General features: G+C 70.4%; 17 protein-coding genes and 1 tRNA gene. 9 read left to right on the top strand and 9 right to left on the bottom strand.

Annotation, left to right across the window (positions count from 1 at the left end; translation table 11 throughout):
• Positions 1 to 53 precede the first annotated feature (53 nt).
• The gene (locus IEY12_RS08400; RefSeq protein ID WP_188882509.1) at positions 54 to 1,076 is read left to right on the top strand and encodes a PrsW family intramembrane metalloprotease; all 1,023 of its coding nucleotides are present in this window, start codon (positions 54 to 56) and stop codon (positions 1,074 to 1,076) included.
• On the opposite strand, the gene IEY12_RS08395 is transcribed toward IEY12_RS08400, so the two are convergent.
• On the bottom strand, positions 1,073 to 1,714 hold the full coding sequence (locus tag IEY12_RS08395) for a riboflavin synthase (protein ID WP_188882507.1): 642 nt from the start codon (positions 1,712 to 1,714) through the stop codon (positions 1,073 to 1,075). The two genes, IEY12_RS08400 and IEY12_RS08395, sit on opposite strands and share 4 nt — an antisense overlap.
• Positions 1,715 to 1,811: 97 nt before the next feature.
• Between IEY12_RS08395 and IEY12_RS08390 the strand changes: the two genes are divergently transcribed.
• On the top strand, positions 1,812 to 2,063 hold the full coding sequence (locus IEY12_RS08390) for a DUF7533 family protein (protein WP_188882505.1): 252 nt from the start codon (positions 1,812 to 1,814) through the stop codon (positions 2,061 to 2,063).
• Here the strand turns inward: IEY12_RS08390 and IEY12_RS08385 are convergent.
• The 3 genes from IEY12_RS08385 to IEY12_RS15985 all read right to left on the bottom strand — a co-directional run bounded on the left by IEY12_RS08385 (position 2,060) and on the right by IEY12_RS15985 (position 5,297).
• Complete coding sequence (locus IEY12_RS08385) at positions 2,060 to 3,205, bottom strand: M24 family metallopeptidase (RefSeq protein WP_188882503.1); 1,146 nt, start codon at positions 3,203 to 3,205, stop codon at positions 2,060 to 2,062. The genes IEY12_RS08390 and IEY12_RS08385 overlap by 4 nt on opposite strands.
• Entirely contained in the window at positions 3,206 to 5,056 is a 1,851-nt protein-coding gene (locus tag IEY12_RS08380) for a UvrD-helicase domain-containing protein (RefSeq protein ID WP_188882490.1), read from the bottom strand.
• A gap of 82 nt (positions 5,057 to 5,138) precedes the next feature.
• Positions 5,139 to 5,297, bottom strand: a complete 159-nt coding sequence (locus tag IEY12_RS15985; RefSeq protein WP_425433166.1) for a DUF7563 family protein — start codon at positions 5,295 to 5,297, stop codon at positions 5,139 to 5,141.
• A gap of 192 nt (positions 5,298 to 5,489) precedes the next feature.
• On the opposite strand from IEY12_RS15985, the gene IEY12_RS08375 reads away from it, so the two are divergent.
• Entirely contained in the window at positions 5,490 to 6,239 is a 750-nt protein-coding gene (locus tag IEY12_RS08375; RefSeq protein WP_188882476.1) for a creatininase family protein, read from the top strand.
• 3 nt (positions 6,240 to 6,242) lie between these two features.
• On the opposite strand, the gene IEY12_RS08370 is transcribed toward IEY12_RS08375, so the two are convergent.
• Together IEY12_RS08370 and IEY12_RS08365 are read right to left on the bottom strand one after the other, a co-directional pair.
• Positions 6,243 to 6,668, bottom strand: a complete 426-nt coding sequence (locus tag IEY12_RS08370) for a DUF5790 family protein (protein ID WP_188882474.1) — start codon at positions 6,666 to 6,668, stop codon at positions 6,243 to 6,245.
• Positions 6,669 to 6,763: 95 nt separating this feature from the next.
• Positions 6,764 to 7,105, bottom strand: coding sequence for a dihydroneopterin aldolase family protein (locus IEY12_RS08365; protein WP_188882468.1), 342 nt, complete (start codon positions 7,103 to 7,105; stop codon positions 6,764 to 6,766).
• Between the two features lie 137 nt (positions 7,106 to 7,242).
• On the opposite strand from IEY12_RS08365, the gene IEY12_RS08360 reads away from it, so the two are divergent.
• From IEY12_RS08360 to IEY12_RS08340, 5 genes are all read left to right on the top strand, one after another.
• The gene (locus IEY12_RS08360) at positions 7,243 to 8,037 is read left to right on the top strand and encodes a DUF7847 domain-containing protein (protein ID WP_188882457.1); all 795 of its coding nucleotides are present in this window, start codon (positions 7,243 to 7,245) and stop codon (positions 8,035 to 8,037) included.
• 43 nt (positions 8,038 to 8,080) lie between these two features.
• Entirely contained in the window at positions 8,081 to 8,848 is a 768-nt protein-coding gene (gene azf, locus IEY12_RS08355; protein WP_188882454.1) for an NAD-dependent glucose-6-phosphate dehydrogenase Azf, read from the top strand.
• Positions 8,849 to 8,908: 60 nt separating this feature from the next.
• On the top strand, positions 8,909 to 10,195 hold the full coding sequence (locus IEY12_RS08350) for an outer membrane protein assembly factor BamB family protein (RefSeq protein WP_188882451.1): 1,287 nt from the start codon (positions 8,909 to 8,911) through the stop codon (positions 10,193 to 10,195).
• A gap of 72 nt (positions 10,196 to 10,267) precedes the next feature.
• Entirely contained in the window at positions 10,268 to 11,143 is an 876-nt protein-coding gene (locus IEY12_RS08345; protein WP_188883389.1) for a M48 family metallopeptidase, read from the top strand.
• Positions 11,144 to 11,365, top strand: coding sequence for a DUF6199 family natural product biosynthesis protein (locus tag IEY12_RS08340; protein ID WP_188882449.1), 222 nt, complete (start codon positions 11,144 to 11,146; stop codon positions 11,363 to 11,365).
• A gap of 9 nt (positions 11,366 to 11,374) precedes the next feature.
• On the opposite strand, the gene IEY12_RS08335 is transcribed toward IEY12_RS08340, so the two are convergent.
• From IEY12_RS08335 to IEY12_RS08325, 3 genes are all read right to left on the bottom strand, one after another.
• A complete protein-coding gene (locus tag IEY12_RS08335; protein WP_188882447.1) occupies positions 11,375 to 11,986 on the bottom strand; it encodes a DUF309 domain-containing protein in 612 nt (203 codons plus the stop codon).
• Positions 11,987 to 12,250: 264 nt separating this feature from the next.
• A tRNA-Arg gene (locus tag IEY12_RS08330) sits at positions 12,251 to 12,323 on the bottom strand.
• Positions 12,324 to 12,405: 82 nt separating this feature from the next.
• A complete protein-coding gene (locus tag IEY12_RS08325; RefSeq protein WP_188882445.1) occupies positions 12,406 to 12,951 on the bottom strand; it encodes a hypothetical protein in 546 nt (181 codons plus the stop codon).
• A gap of 198 nt (positions 12,952 to 13,149) precedes the next feature.
• Between IEY12_RS08325 and IEY12_RS08320 the strand changes: the two genes are divergently transcribed.
• The gene (locus IEY12_RS08320) at positions 13,150 to 14,577 is read left to right on the top strand and encodes a single-stranded DNA binding protein (RefSeq protein WP_188882443.1); all 1,428 of its coding nucleotides are present in this window, start codon (positions 13,150 to 13,152) and stop codon (positions 14,575 to 14,577) included.
• Positions 14,578 to 14,683 lie beyond the last annotated feature (106 nt).

Below are 14,683 nucleotides of genomic sequence, written 5' to 3'. Positions count from 1 at the left end.
CACCCCGTTCGCTTGCCCGAAGACCTTAGCTGTCCCCGTCTGTACGGCCTGCCATGCCAGAGAAACGTGATCCGATACAGCGGGTCGCCGACGGTGCGGACCTCTACGACGTCGCGTCCTGGGAGAACCGGACGCCGCTCGACCACTTCGCGGTCCGCCTCCACGGCTTCCTCAGGTCCGGGAGTCGGTGGGGCGTCATCGGCCTCGCGGCGCTCATCCTCCTCGGGCAGTTCCTCATCGTCGGCGCGGCGACGGTCCAGAACCCCGTGCTCGGCGTCTACGTGTTGCTCTCGGTCGTGCCGGCGGCGGCGCTCGTCGTCTACGTCTGGCGGATGGACGTGACGATGCGCGAGCCGCTGCCGATGCTCGTCATCACGTTCGTCCTCGGCTTCCTCTTCGCCGGTTTCGCCGCCGTGCTCAACTCCGTCCTCAAGGGGTTCCTGACGGCGATTCCGGTCGTCGGGATGGTGCTCTTCTTCTGGCTCGTCGTCGGCCCCGTCGAGGAGACGGTGAAGTGGCTCGCCGTCCGCCTCTACGCCTTCCGCTCCGAGAAGTTCGACGCGGTCGTCGACGGCGCGGTCTACGGGGCGGCCGCCGGACTCGGCTTCGCGACCATCGAGAACACCATCTACATCACGGGTCAGTTCCTGAGCGCGGCGAACAGCGCGACGATGCAGGTCGGCTTCCAGCAGGCCTTCCAGACGGCGGCGCTCCGCACCTTCGCCGGGCCGGGCCACGTCATCTACTCGGCGTTCGCCGGCTACTACCTCGGGCTTGCGAAGTTCAACTCGGAGAACCGTGGCCCGATCGTCGTGAAGGGGCTCGTGATCGCGGCGAGCATCCACGCGATCTACAACACGTCCGTCACCTACCTGCCGACCCTCGTCCCGAACTGGAACCTGCTCTACTTCATCGGGTTCGTCCTCGTCTACGACGGCTTCTTCCTCTACGTCCTCTACCGGAAGCTCTCGCGCTACCGTCGGGCGTACGACGACCTCGGTGCGGAGAAAGCCTACGCGGGCACCTTCGATGACCTCACGCCCGCCGTGGAGTACGTCGGCGACGACCGGCCCTAGTAGGCCTCGAGGCGCTCGACGTACTTCGCGACGACGTCCACCTCGACGTTCACGGCGTCACCGGGGGTGCGCTCGCCGAGCGTCGTTTCGGCGTGCGTCGTCGGGATGAGCGCGACGTCGAACGTGCCGGCGTCGTCGTCCACGCTCGCGACGGTGAGGCTCACGCCGTCGAGCGCGACCGAGCCCTTCTCGGCGACGTAGCGCTCGTGGCCGTCGGGGAGCGCGAACGTGTAGCGGTAATCCTCGCCTACCGACTCGACGGCGACGACCTCCGTCGTGGTGTCGACGTGTCCCTGGACGACGTGGCCGTCGAGGCGGCCGTCGGCGGGGAGCGCGCGCTCGAGGTTCACTCGGTCACCGTCGCGCTTCGCGGCGAGGCTGGTGCGCGCGAGCGTCTCCTCCGCGAGGAAGACGGAGAACCAGCCGCCTCGCGCTTCGCTGCGCTCGTCGTCCTCGTCCCCTGTGGCGTCCGCCGTTCCGCCGTGCTCCTCGACCGTCAGGCAGACGCCGTCGACGGCGACGCTCTGCCCGTGCGAGAAGCCGCCGATGTCGTCGGTTTCGATGCGGAGCCGCCGGCCGTCGTCGCCGTCCTCGACCGCCGCGATCCGGCCGGTGGTTTCGACGATGCCCGTGAACATGGTCCCGAATCCGGGACGCGTAACGAAAGTGTTGTCGCTCTCGGTTCCCGCCGTGCGACACAACGCCTACCCCGTTCGGGGCACTAGGCGCGTTTCGATGGGCGTCCTCTCACAGCTCTCGTTCGTCGTCACGCTCGCGTTCTGCGCGCCGCTCATCGTCCTCGGTACGCAGTTCGCGCTCGCGGGCGACGCGCTCGCGCTCCTCTTCCTCGGGCTCGCCGCGCTCGTCCTCGGCGTCGAGCGCTACCTACTGACGCCGGACGACGTCGCGGTCGGCGCCGTCGAGCGCGTCGTCGGCGTCGTCGCGAAGGACCCCGACGCCGAATCGGGACGGGAGCGCGAGAGCTAGCGCCGCGCCGGCGTGATGCCGGTCGGGTAGTCCGCGAGGGGCTCGTAGCCGTCCTCGGTGACGACGAGCAGGTCGGCGACGCGGACGCCGCCGCGCTCCGGGTCGCTGACCTCGGGGGCGAGCGCGACGACGTGGCCGGCGGTGAGTGTCTCCGCGCGCTCGAACGACGGCGCTTCGCGCGCCGAGAGGCCGACGCCGTGGCCCGCGGGTCCCGAGAACCCCGCAGGGGAGTCGGGGCCGACGTCGAAGCCGTAGGCCATCACTTCGGCCGCGGTCTCCGTGTGGACGACCGTCGTCTCGACGCCCGCGCCGACCTCGTCGAGGCCGGCTTCGCGGGCGCGCGTCACCGCGAGGTGTGCGCGCCGGTCCCACCCGCCCGCCGTGTCGACGACGAACGTCCGCGCGAGTCGGCCGTAGTACCCACCGGGACCGCATGGCGCGACGTCGACGAGCATCGTCTCACCCGCGTCCACCGCTCGCTCGTCCGCGAGGCGCGGGGCGGCGGCGTCCGCGCCGGCGGCGACGAGCGTGTTCCCCGCGCTCGCGACGCCCGCCTCCGCGAGCGCCGCGTCCACCTCGCGGGCGAGCCGCGTCGTCGTCACGGTCCCGCCTTCGTGGACGAGTCCGTCCGCGCCGACGGTGCTCTCCGCGAGGAGCGTCTCGGCGCGCGCGACGCCCGCCGTCGCGGCCCGCTGCACGCGCCGTAGCCGCTCGACCTCCGAATCGCCCTTCAAGGCGCGCCCGCGCTCCAGCGCGTCCGTCGACGTCACGGCGTGGCCGTCGCGTTCGAGGTAGACGGCGCTCGCGTGCGGGACGTCCGGCGCCACGAGCACGGTCGCGCCCTCGCCGCACGTCGCGGCGACGAGCGCGGCGGCGCGCGCGCCCGGTGCGTCCGCGTCGAACGACACCGCGTCCCGAACCGTCCCGTCGAAGCGCTCGCGTGCGACGGCGGCGTCGCCGGGGCCGGGACAGAGCAGGCGCTCGCCGGTCGCGGTCTGGACGTACGCGCAGGGCGCCTCGAGGCGCGGGACGTCGACGAGATATCGGAGGTCCGGGTCGCACGGCGGGCCGACGTGGACGAACGCCGCCGCGTCGCGGTCGGCGAGCGCTCGCTCGACGGCCGCTGCGCCCCGACTCGACATCTAGTTGATCGAGATGGGCGCGGCGGCGTTCGCCAGCGCCTCCTCCAGCGTCTCGCCGGTCGGCTTGCCGTAGAGCAGGACGTCGAGCGGGAGCGTCGGCGCGCCCGTCACGAGGTTCTGCATGAGGACGAGGCGCTCTCGCGCGCGGGACATTCCGACGTAGAAGACGCGGCGCTCGTTGTCCGTGAGGATGGGGACGGGGTCGGTCTGTCGCGTGAACTCCTCGACGCCCTCGGGGAGGTCGTCGGGGTCGACGGTGGCCGCCATCTGCTCGACGACCTTCTCCGTGAGGTCGGTGCCGAGGAAGACGTGGTCGGCCTCGCGACCCTTCGCGGAGTGGATGGTGCCCACGCGGACGCGGTCCGAGTCCATGCCCTGGTAGTCGCCGCGGAAGTAGGCGTCGATGGAGCGGCGCTGGTAGCGCGTGACCTTCCGGAGCATGTCGGCGGCGGCGGCGGGTGCGGGGACGAAGGGTACCCAGTTGCGGATGAACTCCGCGCTGAACTCCATCGTGTCCAGGTCGGCGTCCTCGTCACCCTCGCCCTCTGCGGCACGCCGGGCGTCGATCTCGTCGCGGAAGTCGCTCCGCTCGCTCGTGCCGAACGCGGAGTCCTGCAGCATGTCCATCAGGCGGCGGGCCTGCACACCGGTGACGGGTTCGCCGGCGTCGATGGCCTCGACGGCGTTGACGTACTGCTGGAGGCGGTCCGTCCAGAGGCGCTGGTCGGTGAGCGCCTTGAACGGGATGCCCTCGGTGATGAACTCGTCGACGAAGTCGAAGAGCTGGTAGCGCGCGCGGAAGAGGATCATCACCGTCTCGTCGGTGGTCTGGATGGTCCGGCGGACGTTCCGCACGAGGTCGAGCATCGACGGCGAGTCGACGGCTTCGACCGTCCCGCCTTCCTTGCGCGGGTTCAGGTCCTTCTCCTGCCGGTGGGTGATGTGGCTGACCTCCTGCTGGACGACCTTCAGGACCTCCGAAGGGAGGCGATAGGAGTTCGGAAGGACGACGTTCTCCGTCACCTCCGTGTCGAGGAGGAGGTCGGGGTCGGCGCCCTGCCACGCGTAGACGACCTGGTCGTCGTCACCGGCGATGAGGACGGCCTCCATGTGGGGACGCCACTCCTGATAGACCTGATACTGGAGGCTCGTGATGTCCTGGAACTCGTCGATGACGAGGTAATCGACGTTCGGGACGAGCGAGCGCTGCTGGACGCGCTCGAGCATGTCCGCGAAGCCGACGAGGTCGTTCTCGCCCTTGTAGGTGCGCCACGCGCGAATGGACTCGGGGATGTCGTAGCGGTCGTCGCTCGACGGCCACGTCGGCGTGTACTTGTTCCCGACCTGCGCGTTGTCGTCGATCTCGGGCGGGAGACGCACTTCCTCCTCGTCCCAGCGGAAGGGCACGTCGTACCACTCGGAGACGTCGCGTCCGGTTCGCTGGAGCCACTGGCTGGTCGCGATGACCTTGTTGCCGAGCGTCGTCGAGCGCGCGGTGCGCCGCGACCCCGACGCGTACTCGTCCTCGTAGGGGAGGCCGTAGTCCTCGCAGAACGCCTCCTTGTCGTCCTCGCCGACGACGTCGCCGCGCGAGAGGTTCAGGAGTTCGTACGCTTTCGCGTGCATCGTGCTGACGTTCCCGCGCAGCGAACGCGGGCTCACGTCGAGGCGCTCGGCGAGGCGCTCGCGCACCTCCGCCGCCGCCGCTCGGGTGTAGGAGACGACGAGCACGTCGTTGATCTCGACGTCGTCGTCTTCGAGAATCTCCTCGACGCGGTCGAGGAGCGCCGTCGTCTTCCCGCTCCCGGGACCGCCGAACAGGCGAGTGACCTGTGGCTCCGACTCACTCATTACACAACGACAGGGCCTACTCGCCTATAAGCGACGTGACTTCCCGCCGGGCGGAGAAGGGGCGGCTGGTTCGGTGCGACCGTTACGTGCGCCGGGTCGAGCGGGCCTCACGGACCTCGGCTCCGTCGCGGATCTTGTCCTCACAGTTCGGACAGACGCGCGGCGCGCTGAGTCCGTCCGGGGTGAACACTCGCGAGTACGCGTCGGTCACAAACGACCCACAGTTCTGACACTCCGGCATGGCTCACTCGTCGGTAGGGAATAGTCCGACTTAGTTTCTCTGGCCACCTAACCTATTTGTCCCCGGATAGCTCCCCGAAGAAACCGGAAAATACGTCCGGGAACCCGTCAGCCGCCACTCGACACGACACGCGTCCGCCTCCACGCCCCCACTCCCGTGCCTACAAGGTCCGTCCGTCCCTCCGAGTCGCGTATGCGCCTCACCGACGCCACGTGGACCGACGCCGACGCCGCAGACGTCGACGCCGTCCTCCTCCCGGTCGGGAGCACCGAGCAGCACGGCCCGCACGCCCCGCTCGGAACGGACGCCATCGCCGCCGAAACCGTCGCCGAGCGCGCCGCCGACGCCTACGGCGACGCGAACGCGGGGTCGCTCCTCGTCGCCCCCACTGTCGCCGTCGGCGTCTCCGAGGAGCACCGCCAGTTCACCGGCACGCTCTGGGTCGCCCCCGACACATTCCGCGCGTACGTCCGCGACACCGTCGCGTCGCTCGCCCACCACGGCTGGACGGACGTCGTCCTCGTCAACGGCCACGGCGGGAACGTCCCCGCGCTCGGCGAAGTCGCCGCGACCATCACGCGCCACGACGACGCCTACGCCGTCCCCTTCACGTGGTTCGACGCCGTCGGCGAACACTCCTCGGAGATGGGGCACGCCGGCCCGCTCGAGACCGCGTTCCTCCGGCACACAGACCCCGACCTCGTCCGCGAGGACCGCATCGACGACGCGCGCGACGGCGCGAGCGAGCGCTGGGGGGAGTGGGTCTCGCACGCGAACCTCGCGCACGACGCCGCCGAGTTCTCGGAGAACGGCGTCGTCGGCGACCCCGGCGACGGGAGCGCGGAACGCGGCGCCGAACTCCTCTCGCTCGCCGCCGAGTCGCTGTGCGACCTCGTCGCCGCCGTCGTCGCCCGCGAGAACGACCGCCCGCCCCACAAGTAGTCCCTACTTGCTCTCGTCGTCGGTGTCGGCGCCCGACTCCGCGTGCAGCTCCTCGAGCTCGCCGCGGAGCTCGGGCACCGTCGAGGCGAGTTCGCCGACCGCGTCGCTCACCTCCTCGAGGTCGTCGAGGACGTCCTCGATGCGCTCGATCTCCTCCTCGAGGTCGTCGGCGTCCTCGAAGGCGTCCGCGCGCTCGCCGATCGTGAACCACTTCTTCGCGTCACGGAGGTGCTCTCGGACCTCGTCGACGGCGAGCGCGGTTCTGAGGCCGTTCAGCACGCCGAGCGTGTTGTCCGCTTCGACGTCCCACACGGCCGCCGCCGTCGGGAGCGCGTCGCGCGCCGCCGCGAGGTGCTCCTCGACGTCCGCCCGGATCTCGCTCGCCGCCTCACCGAACAGCTCGTCGTCGCTCAGGTCCGATTGGCTCATACGCGTGGTACGGACGCCCATCCGTTTAAAACCGCGCCCCGCGAGCCGTTCCGTCGGCCCCGCATGCGCTCGCCTATCGCGCCGGTGTCGGCGGGCTACTCGACGTCGACGAGGCGCATCAGGGGGTAGTCGCCCTCCATCTCCATGCGCGCGACGGCGCGCGTCCCCTCGTACTCGACGACCACCTCGACCTCCATGAAGCGCCCCGTGAGCTCCGTGTACTCCGCCGACGAGCCGTCGAGTTCGGCCCGCAGCGCGTCCTCGAGCACGTCCACGGTGACGTCGACGCAGTGGGGTTGGTTCTCGATGGCCTCCTCGATGGCGCGTTCGAGACTCCCCGCGCTTCGGGGGCTGACCGGCGTGCCCGCGAACTGGTGATAGAGCGTTCCGAACTTGATGCCGACCTCGAAACACGCCTCCTCGGCACTCGTGACCATACCCGGACTGTGGGTGTCGCCCTGAAAGCGATTGCCGTCCGCGTGCGCCGCCAATTCCGCGACGCGCGCCGGTCAGCCGCCGGTACCACCCGAAACCGGGGTAAAGCCCAAGGACTGGGCCGGTGAATCCCACGACGATGTCCCTGAAAATCGGCCAAGCCCTCGAAGACGGCATTCAGCGGAGCACGACGCGCGTCGCGCTCCCGTTCGTCGTCCTCGCGTTCGTCTTCCAAGCCCTCGCAAGCGTCTCCGCGTCGACCTACGTCGCCCGCCTCCTCCAGGGCCGCGACCTCCCGCAGGGGATGTCGGTCGCGGACCTCACCAGCGGCCCGGTCCTCCCGATCGGTCTGGGCGGCGTCGCCCTCCTCTACGTCCTGCTCGCCGTCGGGTTCTTCTTCGTCTACATCGCCCTCTTCCGGGCGTTCGTCGACGACGTCGACGCGCTCACCGCGGACCTCTTCACGCGACGCGCGCTCGGCGCGTTCGTCCACTACGTCCTCTTCGGCGTGATATTCTTCTTCATCGCGCTCGTAAACGTCGTCCCCGTCCTCGGACAGATCGTCTTCATCTTCCTCGTCACGGCGCTCTGGTTCGCGCCCCTGCGAATCGCCGCCGAGGACGACGGCGCCGTCACCGCGCTCAAGCAGTCGTGGTCGCTCACGAGCGGAAACCGCCTCCGGCTCTTCGGCCTCGGCTTCGTCTACGTCCTCGTCGCCGGCATCGCCAACGCCGTCGCCGGCGGCATCTTCGGCCTCGTCCCGTACGTCGGCTTCCTCGGTACCGCCCTCGTCTCCGGCTACTTCACCGTGCTGAACGTCGCCACCACCGTCGCCGCCTACGAGCAGCTCACCGGCGACGACGCCCCCGTGACCGACGGGACCGACGACGACGCGGGCGGCGTGACCCCGCAGCCGACCGCCGTCGACAGCTAAGAACCGCGTCTTACTTTACCGTCGCCGCCACATTCGTAGTCGAATGGACGAACCGGTTCTCCTCACGGGCGCGGAGGGGCGTGTCGGGCGAGCCATCCGTGGCGGCATCGCCGAGGACTACGACTGGCGGTTCCTCGACCGCGAACCGCCCGCCGAGGAGACCGACCACGAGTTCGTCGTCGCCGACGTCACCGACGACGAGGCGGTCCGCGACGCGGTCGAGGGCGTCGGCGCGGTCATCCACCTCGCCGGCGACCCGCGCCCGGAAGCGCCGTGGAACTCCGTCCTCCAGAACAACATCGACGGCGCTCAGACGGTCTACGAAGCCGCCGTCGACGCCGGCGTCGAGAAAGTCGCGTTCGCCTCCTCGAACCACGCGGTCGGCCACTACGAGACCGAGCGCAAACCCGACATCTACCGGACGCAGGACGACTACCTCCTCGACGGGAGCGAACTCCCCCGCCCCTCGAACCTCTACGGCGTCTCGAAGGCCGCCGGCGAGACCCTCGGACGGTATTACCACGACGAGCACGACCTCTCCGTCGTCTGCGTCCGCATCGGCAACCTCACGAAGGGGCACCCGCCCATCGACTACGAGCGCGGGCAGGCGATGTGGCTCTCCTACCGGGACTGCGCGCACCTCTTCGAGCGCTGCATCGAGGCCGACTACGGCTACGAGATCGTCTACGGCATCAGCGACAACGACCGCAAGTACTACTCCTTAGAGCGCGCGAAGGACGTCCTCGGCTACAGTCCGAGCGACAACTCCGCCGACTTCACGAACCAGGGCGAACCGAAGGACGACGCGTAGCCCGCAGTCGCGGTTTCACCCACCACGAGACACTTACCCCGACCGCGAGTAGCCCGGCGTATGCCCCCCCTCACACGCCGCGACGCCCTCCGTGCGGGCGGCGCGTCCGTCCTCGCCGGCCTCGCGGGCTGCTCAGCCCCGTCGAGCACGACGACGAACGAGGAGTCGCCGACGGCCACGTCGTCGTCCGCTGACGGGACGGCCGGTATCGACGCCGCGTGGGAACGCGCCCTCGGCGGCGAGACGGCGCTCGGCCCGGCGCTCGCCGACGGTACCCTCTACGCCGGGACGGCCGACGGCACGCTCCACGCCCTCGACCCGGGGACGGGCGCGACGCGCTGGACGGCGGACGCCGGCGCGGGCTTCTTCGGCGGCACCGGCGGCGGGGGCGCCACGCCGACCGTCGTCGGCGACACCGTCTACGTCGTCGCGGGCGCTCGAACGGGCGTCTCGGGCGGCGACTTTCGCGCCGCCGCGTTCGACGCCACCAATGGGAGCGAGACGTGGTCGTTCACGCCGGACGAACACGGCTTCCTCACGCTCCTCGGCGTCCACGAGGGGCTCGTCTACGCGGCGACGAGCGACGACTACCTCCAGAACGAGGGCGAGACGCTCTACGCGCTCGACGCCGCGAGCGGCGACGTCTCGTGGACCGCGGCGGTCGGCGACCCGTCCGGGTGGGCGTTCGGCGCGGGCGGCGTCTACGTCGAGTCCTTCTCCGGTGTGCGCGCCGTCTCGACCGACGACGGGAGCCCGCGCTGGTCGGCGTCCGGCGGACTCACGGACGGCGTCGGCGTCGCCGGCGACACGCTCGTCGCGGGCTTCGAACCCGAGGATCGACCGTCGCTCGCCGGCCTCGACCCGGCGACGGGCGACGTGCGCTGGCGCGGCCCCGAGCGACGCGTCCCCTCGTACGCCGTCGCGGACGGCGTCGTCTACGCCGGCGGCGAGACCGCCGAGGCCTACGACGCCGCCACCGGCGAGCGGCGCTGGTCGGCCGAGTCCCGATGGGGCGGCCTCGTCACCGGCCCGCCCGTCGGCGGTCGCCTCCCCGTCCTGAGCCGGGGGTTCCTCCACGTCTTCGACGCCGCGACCGGGGAGCGGCGCTGGGGGACCGAAGTCGCCGTCGATAGTGCCCTCGTCGCCGGCCGCTCGCGCGTCGCCTACGTCTCGTCCACGGCCGATGGCGCCGTTCCCTCGACGCTCGTCGTCCGCGACGCCGCAACCGGCGACCCCGTTCGCTCCGTCACCGTCGACGCCGGCGTCACCCTCACGACGCCGGTCCTCGACGGGGACGCCGCGGTCGTCGCGACGGGAGACGGCCACGTGTACCGTTTTCGGACCTGACCCGTCACCACCCAACTTATCCGGGATACTCCCGTAGAGTCGCCCATGAGACACCCCGGACTCAAAGCCCGGATGGCGGTCGTGGGCGCGATTCTCTTCGCGTTCTACGCCGTCGTCGCCGTCGTCGCGATGGCGATGTTCGGCACCGGCGTCCTCCCAATCGTCCTCGTCGGGAGCGTCGCCCTCGTCGGCATCCAGTACAAGGTCGGCAAGTGGATGGCGTTGCGCTCCGTCGGCGCCGAGGACATGCCGGAGACGGGTCGGTGGGGCGACGTCCACCGCCGCGTCGAGCGCCTCAGCGACGACATGGGCATCGAGAAGCCCACGCTGAAGGTCGCGCAGATGGGCGTCCCGAACGCCTTCGCCGTCGGCCGCAAGGGCGCCGGCATCGTCGTCGTCTCGCAGGAGCTCGCCGACATCCTCGAGGACGACGAACTCGAGGGCGTGCTCGCGCACGAACTCGCGCACATCAAGAACCGCGACGTCGTCACGATGGTCGTCGGGCAGGGCATCGCCTCCATCGTCGGCATCGTCGCCCAGTACGTCGTCCTCTTCACGGGCGACAACGACCTCGCGGACTTCTTCCTCGCCATCGTCGTCGGGAACGTCGTCCAGTTCTTCGTGATGATCTTCGTGCTCGCCATCAGCCGCTATCGGGAGTACGTCGCCGACGCCGACGCGAAGGAGTACATCGGGAGCGGCGAACCGCTCGCGCGCGCCCTCGAGAAGATCCAGCGCGGCAACCAGCAGCCGAGCGCGAGCGGGTCGCGCTCCCGGGGCCCGTCCCGTGGTCGCGGCCGCGGCAGCGGGCGCTCGCAGAACCAGGGCGGCGTGAACGATCAGGTCGGCGCGCTCTGCATCTTCGACGACGACGAGCGCTCGCTCGTCACGAAACTCGTCGCCACCCACCCGCCGGTCGAGAAGCGCATCCAGCGCCTCCGCGAGTAGATGGACGCACGCACGACGCTCGCCGTCGGCCTCGGCGCCGCGCTCGGCCTGCTCTGTCTCGCCCGGCCGGACGTCGTCCTCCGGTTGAGCGTCCTCGGCACCAGTTCGCCCGGCCGCACCGGGCCGTACGGTGACGCCGAGGCGGGCTCGACGCGGCTCTGGATCGTGCGCGCGCTCGGCGCCGCCTGCCTCGCCGTCGCCGCCTTCCTCGCGCTCGTCTGAGCGCTCGACCTACCCGAACAGTCCCTCGACGTCTTTCTCGCGCGCTCGCCGCCGCTCGACGTGCTCGGCGAGTCGCGTCGCGATCAACCCCCGCTTCTCGCGCTCGACCGCGAAGTCACAGAGGAAGACGCCGTACTCGTTCAGTTCGCCGTCGGCCAGTCCCTCGCGCGCGTACGTCGCGGCGCGCTCGAACGTCTCGCTCTCGTACCCCTCGGCGTCCGCGACGACGACCGCCGCCGTGACCGCCGCCGGCGCGTCGAGGGCCGCCAACGAGACCGTCGAGCCCCGATGCGTGAGCCGGACCGGCCGTCGGCGCTCGATCACCTCCGGGTCGCGCGCCAGCACGTCGAGGTACGCCGCGGCCGCCTCGACGTTCACTCCGCGGTGGGTCGGTGGGACCGCGTCGAGGTAGTCGCGCGCGCTCGCCGCCACCCCCGTCGCGCCCTCCCAGTTCCGGTTTCGGGCGTGGTGGACCGCCGCGCCGCAATGGATGAGGCCGTGCAGCAGTCGCTCGTCGTCGCCCTCGGACTGCTCGAGCCATTCGTCCTCCCACGCGTCGTGCGCACCGTGGTAGTAGCCCGCGTCGTAGAGCGCGATGCCCGCGCGAAGCGCTGCCTCCATACCCGCGCTTCGCGTCGAACGGAGAAATGCGTGGCGTCCCCCGAACCCGAGACTGACGCTGATCAGCCTCCGACCGACGCCGACCGACCGAACCGCGAACCGAAGCCGTCCGAACAGAACACGAACCGAAGTCCGGACGGAGTCCGCGAGAACGACGCGTCGTTCTCGCGGGCCAGCGAGACGCAACGCGTCTCGCGAGTCCGGACGTGACTGAACGAAACGAAGCGATGAGCCTTCGGCTCGTCGCGTAGTGAAGTGAAGGAACGTCCGGACGGAGATTTGAACTCCGGTCCCTGGCTCCGCAAGCCAAGAGGATAGTCCACTACCCTACCCGGACTCACTCATCTGTAGCCCCAGGGTACGTAAAGCGGTTACGATTCGACCCCCACCGTGAGAGTGGGACCCGCGACTCTGCGGGGTCAGGCGACGTCGCGGTGTTGGGTGAAGGAGTGCTGGCCGAGACTGGAGTCGACGGTGGTGTGGATGGTGATCTTCCCGTCGTTCCCCTTCACTTTCGCGGCGTCGAAGTAGCTGAGTTCGACGTGGGCGGTGCGCTGGGTCCGTTCGCCGGCGGCGAGCGTACCGATCCGCTGGGTGTCGCGCCAGATTTCGTCGCCGTCGGTGGTGATGACGACGGTGACGCTGACGTTCGTCGCGCGCTCCTCGGCGGTGTTCGTGAGCGCGACGTCGACGTCGCGACAGGTCGTCCCGCAGGAGGTGACGTTCGTGACCGCGAAGTCGAACGGCCCGGCGCCGGAGGGCACGCTCGTCGTCCCCGTGGTGTCGGTGCCGGTATCGGTCTCGCTGGCCCCTGCCGCGGGCGACGAGTCCCCGGTGTCGTCGCTCGTCTGCACGGGCGTGGTGGTCGCACCGAACGGGCCGACGCCCGCGAGGGCGGCGCCTGCGACGACGGCGCCCGCGAGCAGGACGACGACGGCCACGGTGGCGACGCGTTTCGTCTCCATCGACCCGACGTACGTGCTTCGCCCGTATGGGTCTTCGTGCTCGTCGCGGAGCGCGTCGTCGCGGAGCGCGTCGTCGCGTCCGAGCGTTCAAGCGCGATGGGGGGACGAGTGTCGCCCGATGAGCGACCGACCGCGGCCCGAATACGGGCAAGCAGAACCCTTATGCGCGGGCCTACCGTGGGCTGAACTACGATTATCATGGGTGCGATAGAGGATACATACGCCGACCTCGAGACCGACGAGGTCTCGCTCGACGAGTTCCGCGAGGCCGTCGCGGAGAAGGTCGAGCAGATGGGTGGGCTGGCGGACGAGGAGACGGCCGCCATGCTCCTCGCGCACGAACTCGAGGACGGGGAGGTGAGCGGCGTCGCGGACGTCACCCCGGAGATGGACGAGGCGAAGTTCGTCGCGAAGGCCGTCTCCGTCGGCGACCTGCGGACGTTCGAGCGCGACGACGAGGAGGACGAGGACGGCCGCGTCCTCAACGTCGAAGTCGCGGACGAGACGGGGTCGATCCGCGTCTCGCTCTGGGACGAGCAGGCGGCGAACGCGTCGGAGGAGCTTCAGGTCGGCGACGTCCTGCGCGTCGCGGGCCGCCCGAAGGACGGGTTCAACGGCGTCGAGTTGAGCGCGGACCGCGTCGAACCCGACCCGGACACGGAGATTGACGTCCAGATTCAGGACGCCTACCGCGTCGAGGACCTCTCGGTCGGTCTCTCGGACGTGACGCTCGTCGGCGAGGTGCTCGACACCGACGCGGTGCGGACGTTCGACCGGGACGACGGCAGTCAGGGCCGCGTCGCGAACCTCTCGCTGGGCGACGAGACGGGACGCGTCACCGTTACGCTCTGGGACGAGCGTACGGAGGCCGTCGACGAGTTCGCGGCGGGCGATGTCGTGGAGGTCGTGGACGGCTACGTCCGCGAGCGCGACGGCAGCATCGAGCTCCACGTCGGAAACCGTGGCGCCGTCGAGGCGGTCGACGAGGACGTCGAGTACGTCCCCGAATCGACGCCCATCGCGGACGTGGAGTTGGACGACGTCGCGGACATCGCGGGCGTCATCCGCTCGGCGGACCCGAAACGCACCTTCGACCGTGACGACGGCTCGGAGGGGCAGGTCAGGAACGTCCGCCTGCAGGACGACTCGGGGGACATCCGGGTCGCGCTCTGGGGCGAGAAGGCCGACCGCGACCTCGGGCCGGGCGACGAGGTGCTGTTCACGGACGTCGAGATACAGGACGGCTGGCAGGATGACCTCGAGGCGTCAGCGGGCTGGCGGACGAGCATCGTCGAACTCGCGGACGGCGCGATGACGGCCGACGAGGGCGCGAGCCAGGACGACCAGCCGGCGGGCCTCGGCGCGTACGCTGACGGCACCGCGCCCGAGTCGTCGGCGAGCGCCGACGCCGGGGACGCCTCATCGTCGACGGGCGAATCGAGCGACGACGATGGTGAGCCCGTCGAGTTTACGGGCACGGTCGTACAGGCGCGCGACCCGCTCATCCTTGATGACGGTACGGAGACGCTGAGCGTCGAGACGGACGCGGACGTCACGCTCGGGCAGACGGTGACGATTCGCGGCACGATGAGCGACGGCCGCCTCGACGCCGACGAGGTGCGCTGAGCTGGTCCCGTGCCCCTCGTTTCGGCGGTGGCTCGGGTCCGTTCTCCGTCACGCCCCCGTCGCGTGACGTCCTCGCGTTCCCCGTCTTCGCTTGCCGCGATCTGAG

This window comes from Halarchaeum grantii, from assembly GCF_014647455.2.
GTDB lineage: Archaea > Halobacteriota > Halobacteria > Halobacteriales > Halobacteriaceae > Halarchaeum > Halarchaeum grantii.
The sequence above is the reverse complement of the archived record's forward strand: the minus strand, read 5'-3'. Positions and strand labels throughout refer to the sequence as shown.

Coding starts and splice junctions, on each gene's coding strand:
- IEY12_RS08400 (WP_188882509.1), top strand. CDS start 54: ATGCCAGAGAAACGTGATCCGATACAGCGGGTCGCCGACGGTGCGGAC.
- IEY12_RS08395 (WP_188882507.1), bottom strand. CDS start 1,714: ATGTTCACGGGCATCGTCGAAACCACCGGCCGGATCGCGGCGGTCGAG.
- IEY12_RS08390 (WP_188882505.1), top strand. CDS start 1,812: ATGGGCGTCCTCTCACAGCTCTCGTTCGTCGTCACGCTCGCGTTCTGC.
- IEY12_RS08385 (WP_188882503.1), bottom strand. CDS start 3,205: ATGTCGAGTCGGGGCGCAGCGGCCGTCGAGCGAGCGCTCGCCGACCGC.
- IEY12_RS08380 (WP_188882490.1), bottom strand. CDS start 5,056: ATGAGTGAGTCGGAGCCACAGGTCACTCGCCTGTTCGGCGGTCCCGGG.
- IEY12_RS15985 (WP_425433166.1), bottom strand. CDS start 5,297: ATGCCGGAGTGTCAGAACTGTGGGTCGTTTGTGACCGACGCGTACTCG.
- IEY12_RS08375 (WP_188882476.1), top strand. CDS start 5,490: ATGCGCCTCACCGACGCCACGTGGACCGACGCCGACGCCGCAGACGTC.
- IEY12_RS08370 (WP_188882474.1), bottom strand. CDS start 6,668: ATGAGCCAATCGGACCTGAGCGACGACGAGCTGTTCGGTGAGGCGGCG.
- IEY12_RS08365 (WP_188882468.1), bottom strand. CDS start 7,105: ATGGTCACGAGTGCCGAGGAGGCGTGTTTCGAGGTCGGCATCAAGTTC.
- IEY12_RS08360 (WP_188882457.1), top strand. CDS start 7,243: ATGTCCCTGAAAATCGGCCAAGCCCTCGAAGACGGCATTCAGCGGAGC.
- azf (WP_188882454.1), top strand. CDS start 8,081: ATGGACGAACCGGTTCTCCTCACGGGCGCGGAGGGGCGTGTCGGGCGA.
- IEY12_RS08350 (WP_188882451.1), top strand. CDS start 8,909: ATGCCCCCCCTCACACGCCGCGACGCCCTCCGTGCGGGCGGCGCGTCC.
- IEY12_RS08345 (WP_188883389.1), top strand. CDS start 10,268: ATGGCGGTCGTGGGCGCGATTCTCTTCGCGTTCTACGCCGTCGTCGCC.
- IEY12_RS08340 (WP_188882449.1), top strand. CDS start 11,144: ATGGACGCACGCACGACGCTCGCCGTCGGCCTCGGCGCCGCGCTCGGC.
- IEY12_RS08335 (WP_188882447.1), bottom strand. CDS start 11,986: ATGGAGGCAGCGCTTCGCGCGGGCATCGCGCTCTACGACGCGGGCTAC.
- IEY12_RS08325 (WP_188882445.1), bottom strand. CDS start 12,951: ATGGAGACGAAACGCGTCGCCACCGTGGCCGTCGTCGTCCTGCTCGCG.
- IEY12_RS08320 (WP_188882443.1), top strand. CDS start 13,150: ATGGGTGCGATAGAGGATACATACGCCGACCTCGAGACCGACGAGGTC.